Origin of the sequence: Herbidospora mongoliensis, from assembly GCF_001570545.1 — a bacterium.
Classification (GTDB): domain Bacteria; phylum Actinomycetota; class Actinomycetes; order Streptosporangiales; family Streptosporangiaceae; genus Herbidospora; species Herbidospora mongoliensis.
The window spans coordinates 687,473-705,437 of sequence record NZ_BBXD01000011.1 but is presented as its reverse complement, the minus strand read 5'-3'; the positions used below and the strand labels follow the sequence as shown (position 1 = coordinate 705,437).

Annotated in this window: 17 protein-coding genes; 9 read left to right on the top strand and 8 right to left on the bottom strand. The window is 70.1% G+C overall.

Going from position 1 to position 17,965, the window contains the following annotated elements:
- Positions 1-6 precede the first annotated feature (6 nt).
- A complete protein-coding gene (locus AW272_RS14655; RefSeq protein ID WP_083958305.1) occupies positions 7-417 on the bottom strand; it encodes a secondary thiamine-phosphate synthase enzyme YjbQ in 411 nt (136 codons plus the stop codon).
- 270 nt (positions 418-687) lie between these two features.
- On the opposite strand from AW272_RS14655, the gene aceE reads away from it, so the two are divergent.
- Positions 688-3,435 (top strand): pyruvate dehydrogenase (acetyl-transferring), homodimeric type, encoded by a 2,748-nt coding sequence (aceE, locus tag AW272_RS14650; protein ID WP_066364599.1) that lies wholly within the window; start codon positions 688-690, stop codon positions 3,433-3,435.
- Positions 3,436-3,486: 51 nt separating this feature from the next.
- Here aceE and AW272_RS14645 read toward each other — a convergent pair whose 3' ends face one another.
- Genes AW272_RS14645 through AW272_RS14635 form a run of 3 tightly spaced genes read right to left on the bottom strand, consistent with a single transcriptional unit; the run spans position 3,487 to position 6,405 of the window.
- On the bottom strand, positions 3,487-4,038 hold the full coding sequence (locus AW272_RS14645) for a TetR/AcrR family transcriptional regulator (protein ID WP_066364597.1): 552 nt from the start codon (positions 4,036-4,038) through the stop codon (positions 3,487-3,489).
- Complete coding sequence (locus AW272_RS14640; protein WP_066364764.1) at positions 4,038-4,520, bottom strand: hypothetical protein; 483 nt, start codon at positions 4,518-4,520, stop codon at positions 4,038-4,040. The genes AW272_RS14645 and AW272_RS14640 overlap by 1 nt, the downstream gene beginning before the upstream one ends.
- Positions 4,521-4,551: 31 nt before the next feature.
- A complete protein-coding gene (locus AW272_RS14635) occupies positions 4,552-6,405 on the bottom strand; it encodes a C1 family peptidase (protein ID WP_066364596.1) in 1,854 nt (617 codons plus the stop codon).
- Positions 6,406-6,532: 127 nt separating this feature from the next.
- Here AW272_RS14635 and AW272_RS14630 point away from each other — a divergent pair, with 127 nt between their 5' ends.
- The 7 genes from AW272_RS14630 to AW272_RS14600 all read left to right on the top strand — a co-directional run bounded on the left by AW272_RS14630 (position 6,533) and on the right by AW272_RS14600 (position 13,712).
- A complete protein-coding gene (locus AW272_RS14630) occupies positions 6,533-8,284 on the top strand; it encodes a S1 family peptidase (protein ID WP_066364594.1) in 1,752 nt (583 codons plus the stop codon).
- 205 nt (positions 8,285-8,489) lie between these two features.
- Entirely contained in the window at positions 8,490-8,996 is a 507-nt protein-coding gene (locus AW272_RS42040) for a hypothetical protein (protein WP_066364592.1), read from the top strand.
- Positions 8,993-10,009, top strand: a complete 1,017-nt coding sequence (locus tag AW272_RS14620) for a peptidoglycan-binding protein (RefSeq protein ID WP_066364590.1) — start codon at positions 8,993-8,995, stop codon at positions 10,007-10,009. Before AW272_RS42040 ends, AW272_RS14620 begins: the two co-directional genes overlap by 4 nt.
- Positions 10,010-10,041: 32 nt before the next feature.
- Positions 10,042-10,743, top strand: a complete 702-nt coding sequence (locus AW272_RS14615; RefSeq protein WP_066364588.1) for an ABC transporter ATP-binding protein — start codon at positions 10,042-10,044, stop codon at positions 10,741-10,743.
- Positions 10,736-11,926, top strand: a complete 1,191-nt coding sequence (locus AW272_RS14610; RefSeq protein ID WP_066364586.1) for an ABC transporter permease — start codon at positions 10,736-10,738, stop codon at positions 11,924-11,926. The genes AW272_RS14615 and AW272_RS14610 overlap by 8 nt, the downstream gene beginning before the upstream one ends.
- A 35-nt stretch (positions 11,927-11,961) precedes the next feature.
- Complete coding sequence (locus tag AW272_RS14605) at positions 11,962-12,615, top strand: response regulator transcription factor (protein WP_066364762.1); 654 nt, start codon at positions 11,962-11,964, stop codon at positions 12,613-12,615.
- Complete coding sequence (locus AW272_RS14600; RefSeq protein ID WP_066364582.1) at positions 12,612-13,712, top strand: sensor histidine kinase; 1,101 nt, start codon at positions 12,612-12,614, stop codon at positions 13,710-13,712. The genes AW272_RS14605 and AW272_RS14600 overlap by 4 nt, the downstream gene beginning before the upstream one ends.
- 64 nt (positions 13,713-13,776) lie before the next feature.
- Here the strand turns inward: AW272_RS14600 and AW272_RS14595 are convergent, their stop codons facing one another.
- From AW272_RS14595 to AW272_RS14585, 3 genes are all read right to left on the bottom strand, one after another.
- Positions 13,777-14,463 (bottom strand): YqeB family protein, encoded by a 687-nt coding sequence (locus AW272_RS14595; protein WP_066364580.1) that lies wholly within the window; start codon positions 14,461-14,463, stop codon positions 13,777-13,779.
- A gap of 7 nt (positions 14,464-14,470) precedes the next feature.
- Positions 14,471-14,680 (bottom strand): hypothetical protein, encoded by a 210-nt coding sequence (locus AW272_RS14590; RefSeq protein ID WP_066364579.1) that lies wholly within the window; start codon positions 14,678-14,680, stop codon positions 14,471-14,473.
- 76 nt (positions 14,681-14,756) lie between these two features.
- Positions 14,757-16,757: a WD40 repeat domain-containing protein gene (locus AW272_RS14585; protein ID WP_066364577.1), complete on the bottom strand. Its 2,001-nt coding sequence runs from the start codon at positions 16,755-16,757 to the stop codon at positions 14,757-14,759.
- Between the two features lie 121 nt (positions 16,758-16,878).
- Between AW272_RS14585 and AW272_RS14580 the strand changes: the two genes are divergently transcribed.
- Positions 16,879-17,250: an SSI family serine proteinase inhibitor gene (locus tag AW272_RS14580; protein WP_066364576.1), complete on the top strand. Its 372-nt coding sequence runs from the start codon at positions 16,879-16,881 to the stop codon at positions 17,248-17,250.
- 13 nt (positions 17,251-17,263) lie between these two features.
- Here the strand turns inward: AW272_RS14580 and AW272_RS14575 are convergent, their stop codons facing one another.
- Complete coding sequence (locus AW272_RS14575) at positions 17,264-17,959, bottom strand: helix-turn-helix transcriptional regulator (protein ID WP_066364571.1); 696 nt, start codon at positions 17,957-17,959, stop codon at positions 17,264-17,266.
- Between the last annotated feature and the right edge of the window lie 6 nt (positions 17,960-17,965).

Sequence of the window (17,965 nt, the reverse complement as noted above, 5' to 3'; positions counted from 1 at the left end):
CGTTATCTACGATTCGGACAAATAGGACAAACGAACACTACGTTCCCTGTTGTCCACGTTGAGATCCACGATGGCGATCGACTGCCAGGTTCCCAGAGCCAGCCGCCCCCCGATGACGGGCACCGTCGCATAGGGCGGGATCAGGGCAGGCATCACGTGAGAACGCCCGTGGCCCGGTGAGCCGTGGGCGTGCCGCCAGCGGTCGTCGGCCGGGAGCAGGTCGCCCAGTGCCGCCAGCAGGTCGTCGTCGCTGCCGGCGCCCAGTTCGATCAGCGCCACGCCCGCCGTGGCGTGAGGGACGAAGACGTTGAGAAGGCCGTCGCCTCCGCACTCTTCCACGAACCTCGCGCACTCCGCGGTGATGTCGTGCACCCGTTCCCGCGAGCCCGTCCGCACCTCGATGACCTGAGATCTCACATCGGGATACTAAGGTGCGGCCTGCCCGTAATTCGGTCCCGTGCGACCAGGTGAGGGACAACCTAGGTCAAAACGTTACGCTGACGAAGTGAGCACACCCGGTGGTGGCGGGATGTGCAAGCTTGGGCGAAAATCGTCCTACCATCGGTGGTCTAGACCCATAGACCACCCCGGTTACCTCGCGGTAGAGATGCATCTTCCGTAAGGACCAGCCAGGATGGAACCAGAACCCTAGACCGACAAAAGTCCATTCTCGGAAGGCGAGACCCAGTGGCTTCCGGACGCCAGCGTTTCTCGATCATCAGTGACGGCCTACCCAGCCAGTTTCCTGATGTCGATCCAAGCGAGACCCAGGAGTGGCTTGAGTCGCTCGACAACGTCGTCAAGACGGAGGGGCGAACCCGAGCGCGTTACCTGATGCTCCGCCTGCTTGAACGGGCGCGCGAGCATCAGGTCGGCGTCCCGGGGCTGCGCAGCACCGACTACATCAACACGATCGCCCCCGAACGCGAACCGTGGTTCCCCGGCGACGAATACGTCGAGCGGCGCATCCGTGCGTACTCCCGGTGGAATGCCGCGATCATGGTGACCCGGGCCAACGCCCGCACCAACGTGGGCGGCCACATCGCGACCTACGCCTCCGCCGCGTCCCTCTACGAAGTGGGCTTCAACCACTTCTTCCGGGGCAAGGACCACGGAGAGTCGGGCGACCAGGTGTTCTTCCAGGGCCACGCGGCCCCGGGAATCTACGCGCGGGCCTTCCTCGAAGGCCGCCTCACCGAGACCCAGCTCGACGCCTTCCGGCAGGAGCTGTCCCACGGGTTCAAGGGGCTTCCGTCCTATCCCCACCCGCGCCTCATGCCTGACTTCTGGGAGTTCCCCACGGTCTCCATGGGCCTCGGGCCGATCGGCGCGATCTACCAGGCGCGGTTCAACCGCTACCTGGAAGACCGCAAGATCAAGGACACCTCGCGCAGCCATGTGTGGGCGTTCCTCGGCGACGGCGAGATGGACGAGCCCGAGTCGCTCGGCGCCATCGGCCTCGCGGCCCGTGAGGAACTCGACAACCTGACCTTCGTCATCAACTGCAACCTTCAGCGGTTGGACGGCCCGGTCCGGGGCAACGGCAAGATCATCCAGGAGCTTGAGTCGTACTTCCGGGGGGCCGGCTGGAACGTCATCAAGGTCGTCTGGGGCCGTGACTGGGATCCGCTGCTGGCGGCCGACGTCGACGGTGTGCTGGTCAACCAGATGAACACCACGCCCGACGGCCAGTTCCAGACCTACTCAGTCGAGAACGGCGGCTACATCCGCGATCACTTCTTCGGCGGTGACCCGCGTCTGCGCCGGATGGTCGAGCACCTGTCCGACGACGAGATCCGCAAGCTGTCGCGCGGCGGTCACGACTACCGCAAGGTCTACGCGGCCTTCAAGTCGGCCCGTGACCACGTGGGCCAGCCGACGGTCATCCTGGCCCAGACCATCAAGGGCTGGACGCTGGGCAAGGACTTCGAGGCCCGCAACGCCACCCACCAGATGAAGAAGCTGAGCAAGGCCGAACTCAAGGAGTTCCGCGACCGGCTCTACCTTCCGATCCCTGACAAGGACCTCGAAGGCGACCTGCCGCCCTACTTCCACCCGGGCGCGGACAGCGACGAGATCGCCTACATGAAGGAGCGCCGCCACGCGCTCGGCGGTTTCCTGCCCAAACGAGTAGTACGGGCCAAGAACCTCAAGCTGCCGGGCGACGACGCCTACAAGCAGCTCTCCAAGGGCTCGGGCAAGCAGAACGTCGCCACCACCATGGCGTTCGTCCGCCTGCTCAAGGACCTCATGCGCGACAAGGAGATCGGCCACCGCTTCGTGCCGGTCATCCCCGACGAGGCCCGCACCTTCGGCATCGACGCCATGTTCCCGACCGCCAAGATCTACTCGCCGTACGGCCAGACCTACGAGGCCGTCGACCGGGATCTGCTGCTGTCGTACAAGGAGTCGACCGAGGGTCAGATCCTCCACGAGGGCATCACCGAGTCGGGCTCGATGGCCTCGACGATCGCGGTCGGCTCGGCGTACTCCACGCACGGCGAGCACATGATCCCGATCTACATCTTCTACTCGATGTTCGGCTGGCAGCGGACGGCCGACCAGATGTGGCAGATGGCCGACCAGATGGCCCGCGGCTTCCTCATCGGCGCCACGGCCGGTCGCACCACCCTGAACGGCGAGGGCCTCCAGCACGAAGACGGCCACACGCCGCTCATCGCCTCGACCAACCCCGGCGCGGTCTCCTACGACCCGGCCTGGGGCTACGAGGTGGCCCACATCGTGCGCGACGGCCTGCGGAGGATGTACGGCGAGAACGCCGAGAACATCTTCTACTACCTGACCGTCTACAACGAGCCCTACCAGCAGCCGGCCGAGCCGGCCAACCTCGACGTCGAGGGCCTGCTGAAGGGCCTCTACCTCTTCGCCCCGGCGCAGGGTGACGGCCCCAAGGCCAACATCCTGGTCTCCGGTGTCGCCGGGCCGTGGGCCCTGGAGGCGCAGCGGATGCTGGCCGAGGAGTGGGGCGTGGCCGCCTCGGTGTGGTCGACGACCTCGTGGTCGGAGCTTCGGCGCGACGCCCTCGACTGCGAGGAGTACAACCTGCTGAACCCTGACGTCGAGCAGAAGGTGCCCTACGTCACGACCAAGCTGTCCAATGTGCCTGGGCCGTTTGTGGGCGTCAGCGACTACATGCGGGCCGTACAGGACCAGATCGCGCAGTGGGTGCCGGGCGACTGGACGTCGCTGGGGACCGACGGCTTCGGCCTGTCCGACACGCGGTCGGCGCTGCGCCGCCACTTCCACGTCGACGCGGCGTCGATCACCCTCGCGGTGCTGACGCAGCTCGCCAAGCGCGGCGAGGTCAAGCCGGAGACGCTGCGCGAGGCGATCGGGCGCTACCACCTCAAGAACGGTGTCACCGAGATCGGCGAGACCGCCGAGACCAACGACACGGAGACCATGGGCGTCTGATCGGCCCTGCTTTTCCGAAAGGCCCCCGGATGGTTCGGGGGCCTTTCCGTTTCACGCCGGGGACGCCCACAGGCGGGCGAGCAGGACGAGCAGCGGCTCGGCGGAGCCGGGCGCCGAGGGGTCGGTGAGGGCCCACCGGTCCATGGCCGCGAACACCCCCGCCGTGGCGGCCTCGATCCCCGGCACCACGTCGATCACCCCGATGCGGGCCCCGTCGGCGACCAGGTCGGTGATCCACCCGCCGCTCCCGGCGTCGCCGCCCGCTGCCAGCACGGCCCGGTCGTCGGGATGGTCGCGCAGGTGGGCCGACAGGCGTACCGAACCCGAGCGCAGTTGCTCCCACAGGGCCCCGGCCGACTCCACCGGCCGCCACGGCCCGAGCACCTCTAGGGCGCGTTCCGAGGCGTCGGCGACGACGGCCGACCACAGGTCGTCCTTGCCGTCGAAGTAGTGGTAGGCCGAGGTCTTGGAGATGCGGGCGTCGGCGATGATCTGGTTGAACGAGGCCGCGTCCTTCCCGTCTCTGGCGAAGTGGGCCCGCGCGACCGCGAGGATCGCGGCCCGCGACTCGGCGGGCAGGCGGTCGAAACGAGGCAGCGGCATCAGGTTCCCAGGGTGTGCTGAACGCGGGACGTCATGATCCAGTGTGCCGCCCAGAGGGGGATGGCCACCGCGCCTCCGGCGTAGCCGGCCGGGCCGGGGAACAGCGACAGGATCTGGAAGGCGCACCAGCCGTACCCGAGGACCGTCCACCAGCGCAGGAATTCCGGCGTGACGCGTCCGGCCAGCGCCGCGCGCACCTTCCCGACGATGAAGAAGTCCTCGGTGAAGTTGTACGGGATCGCGAACATCCACCACACCGAGGCCGGGCGGTCGGCGCCCGCCAGGACGAGGGTGCGCTGTAGGGCGCGGCAGTAGAGGGTGACCAGCCCGAAGAAGGCCGCGACGAAGGCGAACCCGCCGACGGGACCGGCGGCGGTGACCTCACCGAGGATGCCCATGCCTGAATGCGGGGCGTAGAGGGGGTAGGCGATCAGCGCGGTCACCAGCACGGTACCCACGACCTTGATCAGGACAGTCAGCATGTACTGATGGTACACACCATCAGTACATGCCTCAGTGGTACGGCGTGAGCGACGCGTCCAGGGCCTGCCGGCCCAGGATGCGGAGCAGGGCCGAGGTCATGGTCGCCGGGTCGGTGTCGAAATCGGTGTGGCCCCTGGCTGCGCAGTGGTCGGTGATCGGGGTCATGGTGCCCGAGAGGACCACCTGCGACCGGGGCAGGTTCAGGGCGGCCAGATGCTTGGCCATGCCGAGGATCGGGACCTCCCCGCCCGCCTGCTCAGGGCGTTCGAAGGCCCGGGAGACCAGGTAGAGGATCGACTTGCGGTAGACGGCGCCGCACACGTCGTCGAGTTCACGTTCGTCCGTCAGGGCGAAGGTGGTGAATCGGCCGATCTTGCCGAGCAGCGGCCCCAGGGTGCGCCGGAAGTCCGCCACGGTGATCGCGGGGGCCATGAAGGTCGTGGACGCGATGGGGATCCCCGCCGCCACGAGGCGTTCCGCCAGCGCGGCCAGGAAGATCGAACCGGCGCTGTGGCCGACCAGGTGGACGCGGGTCTCGGGGTGCACGTGGTTCTTCAGGGCCAGCGCGGTCAGGGTGGCGCCGGGCTGGGTGGATCGCGTCGCGGTCCAGTCGACCGTGCCGGACACCGGGGTGGACGCGGCCCACGCGTTCTGCTTCATCTGGTCCCAGGCCCAGGCCAGGCTGCTCCGGGCCAGCACCTCCACCGCGCGGTCGGCCTGCTCGGCCAGCCATTCGGCCGGGCCTCCAGCGGGCAGGAAGCGGCCGGCCAGGTCGGCCAGCTGGTCGAGGAGGGTCTCGGTCGCGCCGGTCTGCCAGGCGAAGGTGACGGGGTAGATCTGGTTGGCGAGCCACCAGTCGAGGTCCCGGCGCGCGATCTCCTGGCCGCTGCCGCCGCTGGTCAGGCCGCCGTGCGCGTAGAGGACCACGTGGCGCTCCGGGCCGCCCCACTTGGCGTGCATCGCGTCCATCTGGGTGAAGGCGGTCTCGATCTGGCGCGGGGAGCTCTCGAAGGAGCCGATCTTGGCCAGGCGGCCGTCGTTGCCGAGGTTCACGACATGGGGGGCCAGGTCGACGGCCGACACGCCCGCCTGGGTGTCATCTGACGGCCGGGTGCGGGTGTTCAGGGGGGTGCCCCGGACGCCTGGGCGTACCGCGAAGGCATCGTAGGCGGTGTCGAGCCATTCGGCGTACGGGAGCGTCGCGAAGCCCTTCCCGGCCCAAGCGGGGCCCCAGGAGTTCTGGACGAGGAACCCCGTCTCGTCGTAGCCGACCAGCGCGAAGGCGTGGCCGCCCAGCGACTGGTGGCCGCTCTGACGGCGGATGACGTGGGCGCCGTCCTCGACGACCGGGTCCATCCAGCCTTCATGGACGACCGCCGACACGCAGACCGCGCCCGCCTCGGCGATGGCCGACTGCATGTCGTCGAGGTTCCCCGGGGTCACCCGGTAGTAGGCGCCCATGGGGACGCGGGCGGCCTCCGCCGCGATCAACGGGTCGTTGAGGTCGGGGTCGGGGACGGTCCAGGCAGCCTCGGGCAGGACGCCGTGGTGGTACCAGCCCTTCAGGACGCCGCGCAGCGACGAGCCGATGTCCTCCTCACCCGCGAACTCGTCGTAGCGCCGCCCGAGCCGGTAGAGCATGTACGGGCTCACCGCCAGGCCCCGCCGGGCCGAGGCGATGACGGCGGCCAGGGCGTGGCCGGTGCAGGAGGCCCCCTCCTGGGTGAGGACCCGCCGATCGGCGCGGTTGTCCACCGCGTCCGGCAGCGGCCGCAGGAGAGGGCGGTACAGGAGGTCGCGGGCGTCGTACACATCGGGAAGGACGGCCGCGACGAAGTGGCGGCCGTCGATGGTGATGGTCCCGGGCGGGACGGCTTTGGCCATGCGTCCCACGTTAGGAACGCGCCACCGGACGCCGCCACCGGGTCTGCCCTGGGGTTTTCCCTCAGGTAATGGAAACCCCAAGTCACTCACAAGTGGTGGACAAGGCGCCTGGCCGACGATCTGTTTCGTGAACCTCAGAAAAATCATCGTCGCCACCGCGGCGGTGTCGGTGCTCGCCGCTTCTCCCGCGTACGCCGATGAGACGCCAGACGTCCCCATCGGCACCAGGCTCGCCGCGAAGACCCACCCCGCCGTCCAGCTCACCAGCCTCACCTACACCGGCCAGGTCAGCGTGCCCACGCCGGCCGTCAACGAGGCGAACCTCTACGCCCTCGTCGACAAGATCACCAATGACGTGCTCGCGGGGAAGATCGCGCAGGACCAGCGCAGCATCGCGAAGTACATGTTCGAGCAGATGAACGCCAACGTGGGCGCCTATCTCGTGCCCGGCACGCCGAACCGCGTCGTGGACGCCGAGGTCGGCGGCATGTGCACCGGCTGGTGGGTCACCCCGGACGGCTACATGGTCACCGGCGCGCACTGCGTCGAGATGGGCGACAAGGAGCTCAACGACGTCTTCGCGCAGCAGGCGCTGACCAAGTTCTACGAAGAAGACGCGCAGGGCATCCTGGAGATGGTCAAGGACCTCTCGCCCGACGAAGAGATGATCAAGCTCGCCGAGAACCTCTTCATCAACTTCAACGCGGCCAACATGCAGGTCGACGGTCTGAAGAAAGAGATCGCGGTGCTGCAGGCCCACCCGGGCGGAGGCGTCGACAAGACCGCCAAGCCGATCGTCGCCGAGCTCGTCGACGTCGGCGAGAGCTACCCCGGCAAGGACTACGCGCTGCTCAAGGTCAACGGGCAGCAGAACCTGCCGACCGTGCCGCTCGGAAACGACACCGACGTGCAGGTCGGGTCGACGGTCTACATCAGCGGGTTCCCCGGCCTGGTCACCAACACCCCGTTCTTCAGCCTGGAGTCGAAGCTGGACCCGGCGCTGACCGAGGGGCCGTACAACGCGCTGCGGACCACCGACAAGGGCGTGCCGTACATCCAGACGCAGGCTCCCTCCTACCACGGCAACTCCGGCGGGCCGGTGTTCTCCAAGGACGGCAACGTCGTCGGCATGCTGATCGCCGGGACCGTCTCCCAGGGCGGGGAGGCCTCGGAGAACGAGTCGTTCGTGCTGCCCGTGTCGGTCGTCAAGGAGAAGCTGAACGAGAAGGGCATCAAGCCCACCGCGTCGGCCACCACGACCCGCTGGAACGCGGCCCTGGACGCCTTCTTCCTGCACCACTACTCGGCCGCGTTGCCGATCTTCCGCGAGGTCCAGGCGCTGCACCCGACCCACCCGTGGGTCGCCGAGTACATCACCAACTCGCAGCAGTTCATCACCGCCGGCAAGGACGAGACGCCCCAGTCGTCGAGCTTCTGGCTGCTGATCGGCGGCGGCGTGATCGTCGCGATCCTGCTCGGTCTCGTGCTGCTCCGCCTGCTGGTGAAGAGCCGCAAGCGGGCCAGGCGGAGCCAGATCCCCGTCTACAACGGCGCCCCGCCCTACCAGGCCGCCGCGCAGCAGATCCCGGCCTACCAGCCGCCGCAGCCCCACTCGCTCCCGCCGGCCGAGAGCACCACCCGCTACCGGCCCGCGTCGCAGCCCTACCAGGCCTACCAGCAGTCGCACGGCCAGCAGCCGGGCAACCCCTACGGTCAGCAGCACGGGTCCCAGCACGGGTCCCAGCCCGGGGGTGGACCGCTCCCGCAGCACCAGCCCTACGGCCAGCCGCCGCAGCAGCCGCAGGACCGGAACGTCGCCGACTTGGAGCGCGAGTTGGAACAGCTCCGCCGCCAACTCGGCAACCGCCCGCCCCAGTAGCCGGTCCGCTCATCGGCGCGGGTCCGTCGTCTCGAAGTGCATTTTCCGTTACGCCTCCGGAGTGGCCGACCGCCATCCGGAGCAGAAGTCACCCGCGGAAACGAGTAAGGCCCGTCGTTCGCGACGGGCCTTTTCTGTGCGCATAAACATGAGATAAGCAAAAACGCTTAATGGGTGTTTAACGGGGTCTCGCTATAAAGTTCGCATGACCCGAATCAGAATGGCCGTCATCGCGGCGCTGCCGCTTTTCCTGGCGGCTTGTGGAAGTAATCAGGCGGGTGGGGTGGCGACCGCCGGAGGCGGGGTCGCGTCGGCCGCCGCGCCCAGTCCGACCGCGTCCGGGGACGGGGTGAAGTTCGCCCAGTGCATGCGTGAGCACGGCATCGACGTGCCCGATCCCGAGCCTGGTGGCAACGCCGTCCGGGTGCGCGTGGGGCAGGGGGTCGACCCGGCGACCGTCGAGAAGGCCGACAAGGAGTGCGCGAAGTATCGGCCTATCGGGGGTGGGCCGAAAGTGAACGACGCGGAATTCGCGGACGCCGTCCAGAAATACACGAAATGCATGCGGGACAACGGCGTCGACCTGCCCGACCCGAAAGTCGACGGCGGGCGCGTGCTCATCGGCGGGCCGAAGGGAGCCATGGACTCCCCGGAGGCGAAGAAGGCGCAGGAGATCTGCGAGAAGCACCTGCCCGGCGGGGGACCGCAGTGAGGAAGGGGCTGCTCGCCGGGGGAGTGGCGGTGGCGGCGCTGGCCGGTGGCGGGGTCGTGGCGGCCTCGTTCGACGAGCCGGTGACGCCGGCCCCGGCCCCGGTGCGGACGGCTGAGATCACCCGGGGGGACCTGGCCGACGCCGAGACCGTCGCCGGCACCCTCGGCTACGAGAACCGGCGTGAGCTGCCCAACGCGGCCAAGGGGACGGTCACCTGGACGCCCGAGGAGGGCGCCGTCGTCCGTCGCGGAAAGACGCTCTACTCCGTTTCGGGGAAGCCCGTCACCCTGATGTACGGCACCACGCCCATGTACCGCCCCTTGAGTAACGGGGTTTCCGGGCGCGACGTCCTCCAGCTGGAGCGCAACCTCGAAGCGCTCGGCTACGACCCCGGCACGGTCGACCATGACTTCACCTGGTCCACTCAGGTGGCCGTACAGGACTGGCAGGAGGACCGGAACCTCGACGAGACCGGTGTGGTCGGGCCCGAGCAGGTGGTGATCGCCTCCGGCGCGGTGCGGGTCGCCGGGGTGACCGCTGAAGCGGGGATGCCAGCCGGGCGTTCCGTCATCACCACGACCGGGACGAAGCGGGTCGTCCACGTCGACCTGGCCGCCTCCGACCAGCAGCTCGCCAGGCTGGGTGCGGCGGTCACGCTGGAGACTCCCGACGGGCGTACCGGAAAAGGCAGGATCACCTCGATCGGCACGGTCGCGCGACCGCCCGCGCAGGAGGGCGGCGAGGCGACCGTCGACGTCGAGATCACCGCCGCAGGGGGTCTCGGGCGGTTCGACCAGGCTCCGGTCGACGTCGCCCTGACCAGCGAGACCAGGGAGGACGTGCTGTCGGTGCCGGTCGAGGCGCTGCTGGCGCTGCGCGAGGGCGGTTACGGCGTCCAGGTGGAGAAGGGCGCGGCCGTCGTGGTCACGACCGGGCTGTTCGCCGCGGGGCGGGTCGAGATCGAGGGCCCGGGCCTGGCCGAGGGCATGAAGGTCCAGGTGCCCGCCGAATGAGCGCGATCCATGAAAGCCGGGGTGTCCGTCGGATGACCGCGCTCGATGAGGCCGGTCCGGCCGAGGTGCCCGCCGTCATCGAGCTGGCCGGGGCTTCCAAGATCTATTCGGGAGGTGTGCGCGCCCTGAACGGGGTCGATCTCCATGTCGAATCGGGGGAACTGCTGGCCATCGTCGGGCCGTCGGGGTCGGGCAAGTCGACGATGCTGCACCTCATCGGCACGCTCGACCGGCCGTCCGAGGGCACGGTGAAGATCGCCGGGTATGACGTCGCCACGCTCTCCGACCGGGAGCTGTCGGCTCTGCGGGCCCGGCAAATCGGGTTCGTGTTCCAGCAGTTCCACCTGGCCGACGGGGTGACCGCGCTCGACAACGTCGCCGAGGGACTCCTCTACGCCGGGACGAATCGCCGCGAACGCAGGGAGAGGGCCGCCGAGGCGCTCGACCGGGTCGGGCTCGGCCATCGGCTGGGTCATCGGCCGAACGAGCTGTCGGGTGGCGAGCGGCAGCGGGTCGCGGTGGCGCGTGCCGTCGTCGGCGAACCGGCGCTGCTGCTGGCCGACGAGCCGACCGGGAATCTCGACTCGGTCTCCGGTTCGGGGGTGCTCACGCTCCTCCGGGAACTGAACACCGCCGGGACGACCGTGGTGATCATCACTCACGACGCCGAGGTGGCCGCTGCGGCGCCTCGCCGGGTCAGGCTGCGCGACGGGGCGGTGGTGTCCGATGGCTGAGCTGCGACCGGCCCGGCTCACGTGGGGCGACCTGGTCAGGGTCGGTGCGGCGGGGCTGCGGGCGCGGCCCGCGCGGGCGGTGCTGTCGGCGCTCGGGATCGCCATCGGCATCGCGACCATGGTGGCCGTCGTGGGGGTGTCGTCGTCGTCCAAGGCCCAGTTGCTGGCCGAGCTCGACCGGCTCGGCACCAACCTGCTGCGGGTCACCCCCGGGCAGAGCCTGTTCGGTGAGCCGACCTCGCTGCCGGAGACGGCGCCGGCGATGGTCGGGCGGATCGGGCCCGTCCAGGTGGCGGGCGCGACCGGCGACACCGGGAACCCCGTCTACCGCACCGACCGGATCGACCCGCACCAGACCGGCGGGCTGACCACCCGGGCCGCGTCGGAGGACCTGCTGCGGGCGCTGCAGACCTCTCCGGCGACCGGTGTCTGGCTGAACGAGGCGACCGCCGAGCAGCGGGCCGTCGTGCTCGGGGCGGTGGCCTCGGAGCGGCTCGGGGTGCGGGCCGCCGGGGAGCAGGTGTGGATCGGCGGCCGGTGGTGGACGGTCGTCGGGATCCTCGCGGCGTCGCCGCTGGCGCCGGAGGTCGACCGGTCGGCGCTGGTCGGGTTCGGGGCGGCGGCCACGTACCTGAACTTCGACGGGCACCCGACCACGATCTACACGCGGACCGACCCCGACCAGGTCGACGCGGTCCGGGCCGTTCTTCCGGCGACAGCGAGTCCGGAGAGCCCGGAGGAGGTCGAGGTCAGCAGGCCGTCCGACGCGCTGGCGGCGCGGGCCGCGGCCGACTCGGCGTTCACCAGCCTGCTGCTGGGGATCGGCGCGGTCGCGCTGCTCGTCGGCGGGGTGGGGGTGGCCAACACGATGGTCATCTCGGTGCTGGAGAGGCGCCGGGAGATCGGGCTGCGCCGTTCGCTCGGGGCGACCCGGGGGCAGGTGCGCGGGCAGTTCCTCACCGAGTCGCTGCTGCTGTCGGGGCTCGGTGGTGTGGCCGGAGCTCTGCTGGGCGGGGCGGTGACGGTGGCGTACGCGACCTGGATGGGGTTGCCCCCGACGGTGCCGGTCTGGGCGCCGGGCGGGGCGATGGCGGCGACGCTGCTCGTCGGGACGGTCGCCGGGATCTATCCGGCGATGCGCGCCGCCCGCATGTCGCCCACCCTCGCCCTCAGCAGTGCTTAACCGGTGTTTACCCCCGCACCGGCAGGATGCGGACCATGCGCGTATTGGTGGCCGAAGACGAGAAGGTGCTGGCCCGGGTCGTCGCGGCCGGGCTGCGCCGGGAGACGATGGCGGTGGACGTCGTGCACGACGGCGACGCCGCCCTGGAACGCGCGATGACCAACGACTACGACGTCATCGTGCTCGACCGCGACCTTCCGGCGGTGCACGGTGACGACGTGTGCCGCCGCCTGGTCGCCGAACGGATCCCGGCCCGCATCATCATGCTGACCGCGGCGGGCGACCTGCGTTCGAAGGTCGAAGGCCTGTCGATCGGCGCCGACGACTATCTGCCCAAGCCCTTCGACTTCCCCGAGCTGGTCGCCCGCCTCCGGGCGCTGGCCCGGCGGGTGCCGTCGGCGCACCTGCCGGTGCTGGCGCGGGCCGGGGTGACGCTCGACCCGGCGCGCCGCGAGGTGTTCAGGGACGGGCGCTACGTCGGTCTCAGCCCGAAGGAGTTCGCCGTGCTGGAGATCCTTCTTCGGGCCGACGGGACGGTCGTCAGCGCGGAGGACCTGCTGGAGAAGGCCTGGGACGAGAACATCAGCTACTTCACCAACTCCGTGAGAGTCACCGTCATGACCCTGCGCAAGAAGCTCGGCGACCCGCCCGTCATCGAGACGATCACCGGCGCGGGATACCGCCTGTGACCCGCGTGCCGGTCAGGGTGCGGCTCACCCTCGTCTACGGCGGCCTGTTCTGCGCCGCCGCGCTGGCCCTCGTGATGATCAACTACATCATCGTCAGCAACCAGCTCAGCCGCCGCGTCACGATCCGGCTGCCCCTCGACGACCTGCCGCCGCTCACCGGCGACAAGCAGCTCTTCTACTTCAACAAGCAGGTCGACGACTACCACGAGACGGTGCTGGGCTCCCTGGTCCAGTGGTCGCTGCTCGCCGCCGTGCTCGTCGGCCTGGGCGGCCTGATGGTCGGCTGGTACGTGGCCAAGCGCGCCCTCGACCCGCTGCAACGCGTCACCGAGACGGCTCGCCGCCTGTCCACCGACACCCTCCACCGGCGCATCTCGATGGCCGGCCCGAACGACGAGATCAAAGACCTGGCCGACACGTTCGACTCCATGCTGGAACGCCTCGACAACGCCTTCGACGGCCAGCGCCGCTTCGTCGCCAACGCCTCCCACGAACTGCGCACCCCGCTGGCCATCAACCGCGCGCTGCTCCAGGTCTCCATGTCGGACGGGCTGATCCCGGCGGCGCTGCGCCCGGTGCGCGACGAGCTGCTCGCGTCCAACTCCCGCCAGGAACGCCTGATCGAGGGCCTGCTGACCCTCGCGCTGAGCGAACGCGACCTGACCGGCAAGGAGCCCGGCGACCTGGCCGAACTCGCGCACCCCTCCCTGCTGGCGCACGGTCTGACCCTGCCCCGCCAGTTTCCCGCGCCCGTGGTGGGTGACGGGGTGCTGCTCGAGCGGATGATCCGCAACCTGGTCGACAACGCGGTGGCCTACAACGACGACCGCGCCGAGGTGACCGTCCGCACGGGCAACGCGGCCGGTCATTCGTACGTGTCGGTGGAGAACACCGGCCGCGAGATCGCCCCCGCCCAGGCCGCCCGGCTGTTCGACCCCTTCATCCGCCTCGACGCCGACCGCACGGGCTCGGCACGGGGCGCGGGCCTGGGCCTGTCGATCGTGCGGGCCATCGCGAGAGCCCACGGCGGAACGGCGGAGGCCCGCCCGAGAGCGGGCGGCGGGCTGATCGTGACGATCCGACTGCCGTGCCTGTAGGCCGAAGTCCGCGGCGCGGAAATGCTACTGACTTCGATATCCGCCATTCCGGCTTTCGCCGGGACTAAGGAATTCTCCGCCAGAACTGCGCTTTCTCCGCGTCGCGCACCACGACGCCGAGTTTCGCCAGCTCGTCGCGGAGTTCGCGGACCGCGTCGCCGTCGCCGACTTTCTCGCGCACGATCTGCCGGGCCCGCAGGACCGCGTTGACGGGCGCGTCGAGTTCGGGTTCGCCGGGGGTCCATTCGCGGAAATCCGCGCGGTGCGGGTCGCTCTCCAGCCAGGTGTAGCCGTGGCGGCGGAACGCCTCGGTCATCGGCCCGACGCTCAGATCCCACGGTTCGCGGGCCACCTCGCCGCCGCCGGGACGCAGCAGGACGAGGTGGCCCTCCTCCCAGAACACCGACGCCACGTCGGCCCGGGGCACCTCCTGGGTGAAGGCCGCCCGCCGCAGCAGCACCACGTCGCCGTCGAGCGTCACCGACAGCCCCGCGCGGCGCAGCAGGAACGCCCCGACCAGGCCCGCGAGCCCGCCGACGACGCACATCACGAGCGTCAGCCACGGCTCGGGCACTAGTTGCACCACCACATCGACGATCTCCTGGTAGGGGGCCCACGGCAGTTCGGCCGCCCACACCCCGGCGACTTTCACCAGCCAGCCGAGCCCCGCCCCGGCCACGGGCAGGACGGTCCAGGCCACGACGGTCAGCCACAACGGTTCACCCACCACAGTGGGGGTTCGCGCCGCCATCTTCAGGTCAGGCCTTCCTGCTGACGCTCCAGGCCACCGTCAGCACCAGCAGGCCGAGCACGATCAGGCCGATGTTCGCCACGATCTCGTAACCCTGGAGGAAATCGAGGTATCTCACGACGACCCAGAGACGGAACCAGCCGATCCATTCATAGACCAGACCGCCGGCGCCCTGAATGAGGAATAAGAAGCCCAGTAATTCAACCAGTTTTCTCATGGTCAGAGGCTAACTCACCCGGATGTGCGGGGGCGCCGCCATTGTTGGTTTCGGATTCCGGCCGAATGTTCAGCTGTCATTTCAGCCGCCAGTAGCGGATCGCGCCGTCCTCCCCGCCGGTGAGGAGGACCGGGGCGTCGTCCGACCGCCCGAAGGCCACCGCGTTCACGAATCCGGCCCGGGCGTTCAGCGCGCCGCCGCGCTGGGCGCCGGTGGTCAGGTCCCAGACCCGGGCCGTCCCGTCCCAGGCGCCGGAGACGGCGACCGGGGTGCCGTCCACCTCCCCGAAGGTCATCGACGAGACGCGCAGGACGTCCTTCTGGGCCGGCGAGCGCTCGGCGCCGGTCCGCGGATCCCAGAACCGCACCGTGTCGTCGTCACCGCCGGAGACGACGACGGGCGCCCCGTCCACCTGGCCGAACGCCAGCGCCCGCACCGGCGAGGTGTGGCCCTTCATGGGGGCGCCGCGCTGCTCCCCGGTGGTCAGGTCCCAGATCCGGATGGTGGCGTCGGCGCCGCCCGAGACGGCGACCGGGGTGCCGTCCAGCTCTCCGAACGCCAGCGCCCACACGCCACGGGTGTGGCCCTCGAGCGGCGGGACGCGCTGTCTCCCGGTGGTCAGGTCCCAGACCCGCACGATGTCGTCGTCACCGGCCGAGACGACGACGGGAGAGCCGTCGATCCGCCCGGACGCCACCGCGAAGATCCACCCGCTCCCGGCGCGGGCCTCGGCCTCCAGGCGGGGGCCGTGCTGCTTCCCGGTGGTCAGGTCCCAGACGCGCAGGCTGCCGTCCTGTCCGCCGGAGACGGCGACCGGGGTGTCCTCCAGGCGGGTGAAAGCCACCGCGTTCACGTCGCCGGAGTGGCCCGCCAGGGCCGGGCCGCGCTGCGTGCCGCCGGTGAGGTCCCAGACCCGGACGACGTCGTCGTCACCCGCGGAGATGGCCACCTGCGCCCCGTCCACCTCTCCGAACGCCACCGCGTGCGCGTCACCCGTGTGGCCGCGCATCGCAGGGCCACGCTGGCCGCCGCCGGCGAGGTCCCAGACGCGGACGGTCCCGTCGCTGAGGCCGGTGACGGCCACGGACGCCCCGCCGACCCGCCCGAACGCCAAGGACATGGTCGAGTGGAGGGGCGCGGGTTCCCGGCCCCGGAACGGGTCGACCCGCCTGCCGCTGTTGAGGCTCCACATCCGCAGCAGGGTGTCGTCTCCGCCGGCGACCGCGACCGGAACGCCGTTCACCTGCCCGAACGCCACCGCGTTGACGATGCCGTGATCGCCCTTGAGAGCTTTGCGGTAGGGCTTGCCCGTCGCCAGGTTCCAGACCCGCACCGACCTGTACTCGCCGGAGACGGCGATCGGGACACCCTCGACCTCCCCGAACGCCACCGTCACGACGACCCTGGAACAGCAGCCCGGATTCGGGTCCAGCACGGGCCCGCGCTGCTTCCCGGTGGTCAGGTCCCAGACGCGTACGGTGCCGTCGTCGCCGCCGGAGACGGCGATCGGGGCGCCGTCGATCCGGCCGAACGCCACCGCGTTCACGGTGTCGCCGTGGCCGGTGAGCGCGGGGCCGAGCTGTTCGCCGGTGGCCACGTCCCAGACCCTGATGGCGCCGTCGTCCGCGCCGGAGACGGCGACCGGGACGCCGTCCACCTCCCCCAGCGCCACCGAACGCACGCTCACGTCGGGCGAGCCGAAACTGGGGCCACGCCGCTTCCCGGTGGTCAGATCCCACACCTGGACGCCGTCGTATCCGCCGGTGACGACGATCGGGACGCCGCCCGCCTCGCCGAACGCGAGGGCGGTCACCTCGTCGCCCCCGCCTCCCAGCGCGGGACCGCGCTGCGCGCCGGCGGTCAGGTCCCACACGCGGATGGTGCCGTCCTCTCCACCGGACACGGCGATGGGAAGCCCGCCGATCCGCCCGAACGCCATCGCGGGAACGTTCCCGTCATGTGCCCGGATGGGGTTGCCGATCTGGGTGCCGGAGGCGTGCGAACCCAGCAGGTAGAGCGCCCCGATGACGCCTGCCAGGACGATCGCCGGAATCCAGAGCCACCACCGCTTGCGCACGCTTTCATGATCGCGTCATCGGCCCGCCCCGAGACCGGCCGTGATCATTTCGCGACACTCCATGACTCCTTGATCATTGGTGACTACCATCCGTAACTATCAGGAAAGAAATGGAGATCACATGCGTACTGTTCTCGCCGCGGCCCTCATCGCGATTCCGCTGTTCGCCGCCTCACCCGCCGCCGCCGAGGCGCCCTCGGCCCTCGTGCTCAGCCGGAGCGTCGCCGGTGGGGCGCCGGTGACCACCACATTGATCTGCGGCGGTGTCGGAAGCCTGCATCCGAAAGCCGCCGAGGCGTGTGAGCTGCTGCGTTCGGTCGGGGGCCGGTTCGAGGCGCTCAACGTGAACCCCGACGCCATCTGCACGAAGGAGTACCACCCGCACGCGGTCACCGCGACCGGGATCTGGGAGGGACAACGGGTTTCGTGGCAGAAGACCTTCGGTAACCGCTGCGGGCTGATCAGCGTGACCGGGAGCGTCTTCGACTTCTGATCGTCACCAGGAGTCAGCTCAACGCGGGCTGCCGCAGGAGACCCGCCTCCGCGGCGAAGGTGGCCGGGGGGCGGGTCGGGGCGCGTTCGCCGGTGGTCTCCGCGTCGGCGATGCGGTCGAGGCGGAAGACGCGGACCGCCTCGCGGAGCCGGCACCAGCCCACCAGATACCACTCGCCTCGGCGGTTGCCGACGAAGACCCCGGGTTCGACCTCGCGTTCGCTCGACACGCCCTTCGCGTCGGCGTAGCCGATCCGCAGCACCACGCCCGTCAGGACGGCCGTGTCGATGACGGTCGCGATCGGGTCGGCCGGGCGGTCGTCGTCGCGGATCTGCTGGACCCGTTCGGCCAGCGCTTTGGCGCGTTCGCCCTCGCCGTCGGGCATCGCCGCCATCACCTTGCGCAGGGCGCTTCTGGCCTGGTCGGCGAACGGCAACTCCTCGTGGCTGAGGGCGATCGCGATGGCGACCGCCTCCTCCGGGGTGAAGTTGAGTGGTGGCAGCGACAGGCGGGTGTCGAGCACGTAGCCGCCCCGGCGGCCGAACTCGGCGTAGATGGGGAAGCGGGCCTCCTGGAGCGCGGCGACGTCGCGCTCGATGGTGCGCACGCTGACCTCGAACCTCTCGGCCAGCTCACGGGCAGACCGGGGCCGGGGCGAGACGGCCCGCAGGTCCTCGACGAGGGCGTAAAGCCGATCCGTACGGTTCACACGCGG

Excerpts from the sequence above, each read along its gene's own strand:
- AW272_RS14605 (WP_066364762.1), top strand. The coding sequence starts at position 11,962 with ATGCGCGTATTGGTGGCCGAAGACGAGAAGGTGCTGGCCCGGGTCGTC.
- AW272_RS42040 (WP_066364592.1), top strand. The coding sequence starts at position 8,490 with ATGACCCGAATCAGAATGGCCGTCATCGCGGCGCTGCCGCTTTTCCTG.
- AW272_RS14635 (WP_066364596.1), bottom strand. The coding sequence starts at position 6,405 with ATGGCCAAAGCCGTCCCGCCCGGGACCATCACCATCGACGGCCGCCAC.
- AW272_RS14580 (WP_066364576.1), top strand. The coding sequence starts at position 16,879 with ATGCGTACTGTTCTCGCCGCGGCCCTCATCGCGATTCCGCTGTTCGCC.
- AW272_RS14610 (WP_066364586.1), top strand. The coding sequence starts at position 10,736 with ATGGCTGAGCTGCGACCGGCCCGGCTCACGTGGGGCGACCTGGTCAGG.
- AW272_RS14640 (WP_066364764.1), bottom strand. The coding sequence starts at position 4,520 with ATGCTGACTGTCCTGATCAAGGTCGTGGGTACCGTGCTGGTGACCGCG.
- AW272_RS14645 (WP_066364597.1), bottom strand. The coding sequence starts at position 4,038 with ATGCCGCTGCCTCGTTTCGACCGCCTGCCCGCCGAGTCGCGGGCCGCG.
- AW272_RS14615 (WP_066364588.1), top strand. The coding sequence starts at position 10,042 with ATGACCGCGCTCGATGAGGCCGGTCCGGCCGAGGTGCCCGCCGTCATC.
- AW272_RS14590 (WP_066364579.1), bottom strand. The coding sequence starts at position 14,680 with ATGAGAAAACTGGTTGAATTACTGGGCTTCTTATTCCTCATTCAGGGC.
- AW272_RS14595 (WP_066364580.1), bottom strand. The coding sequence starts at position 14,463 with ATGGCGGCGCGAACCCCCACTGTGGTGGGTGAACCGTTGTGGCTGACC.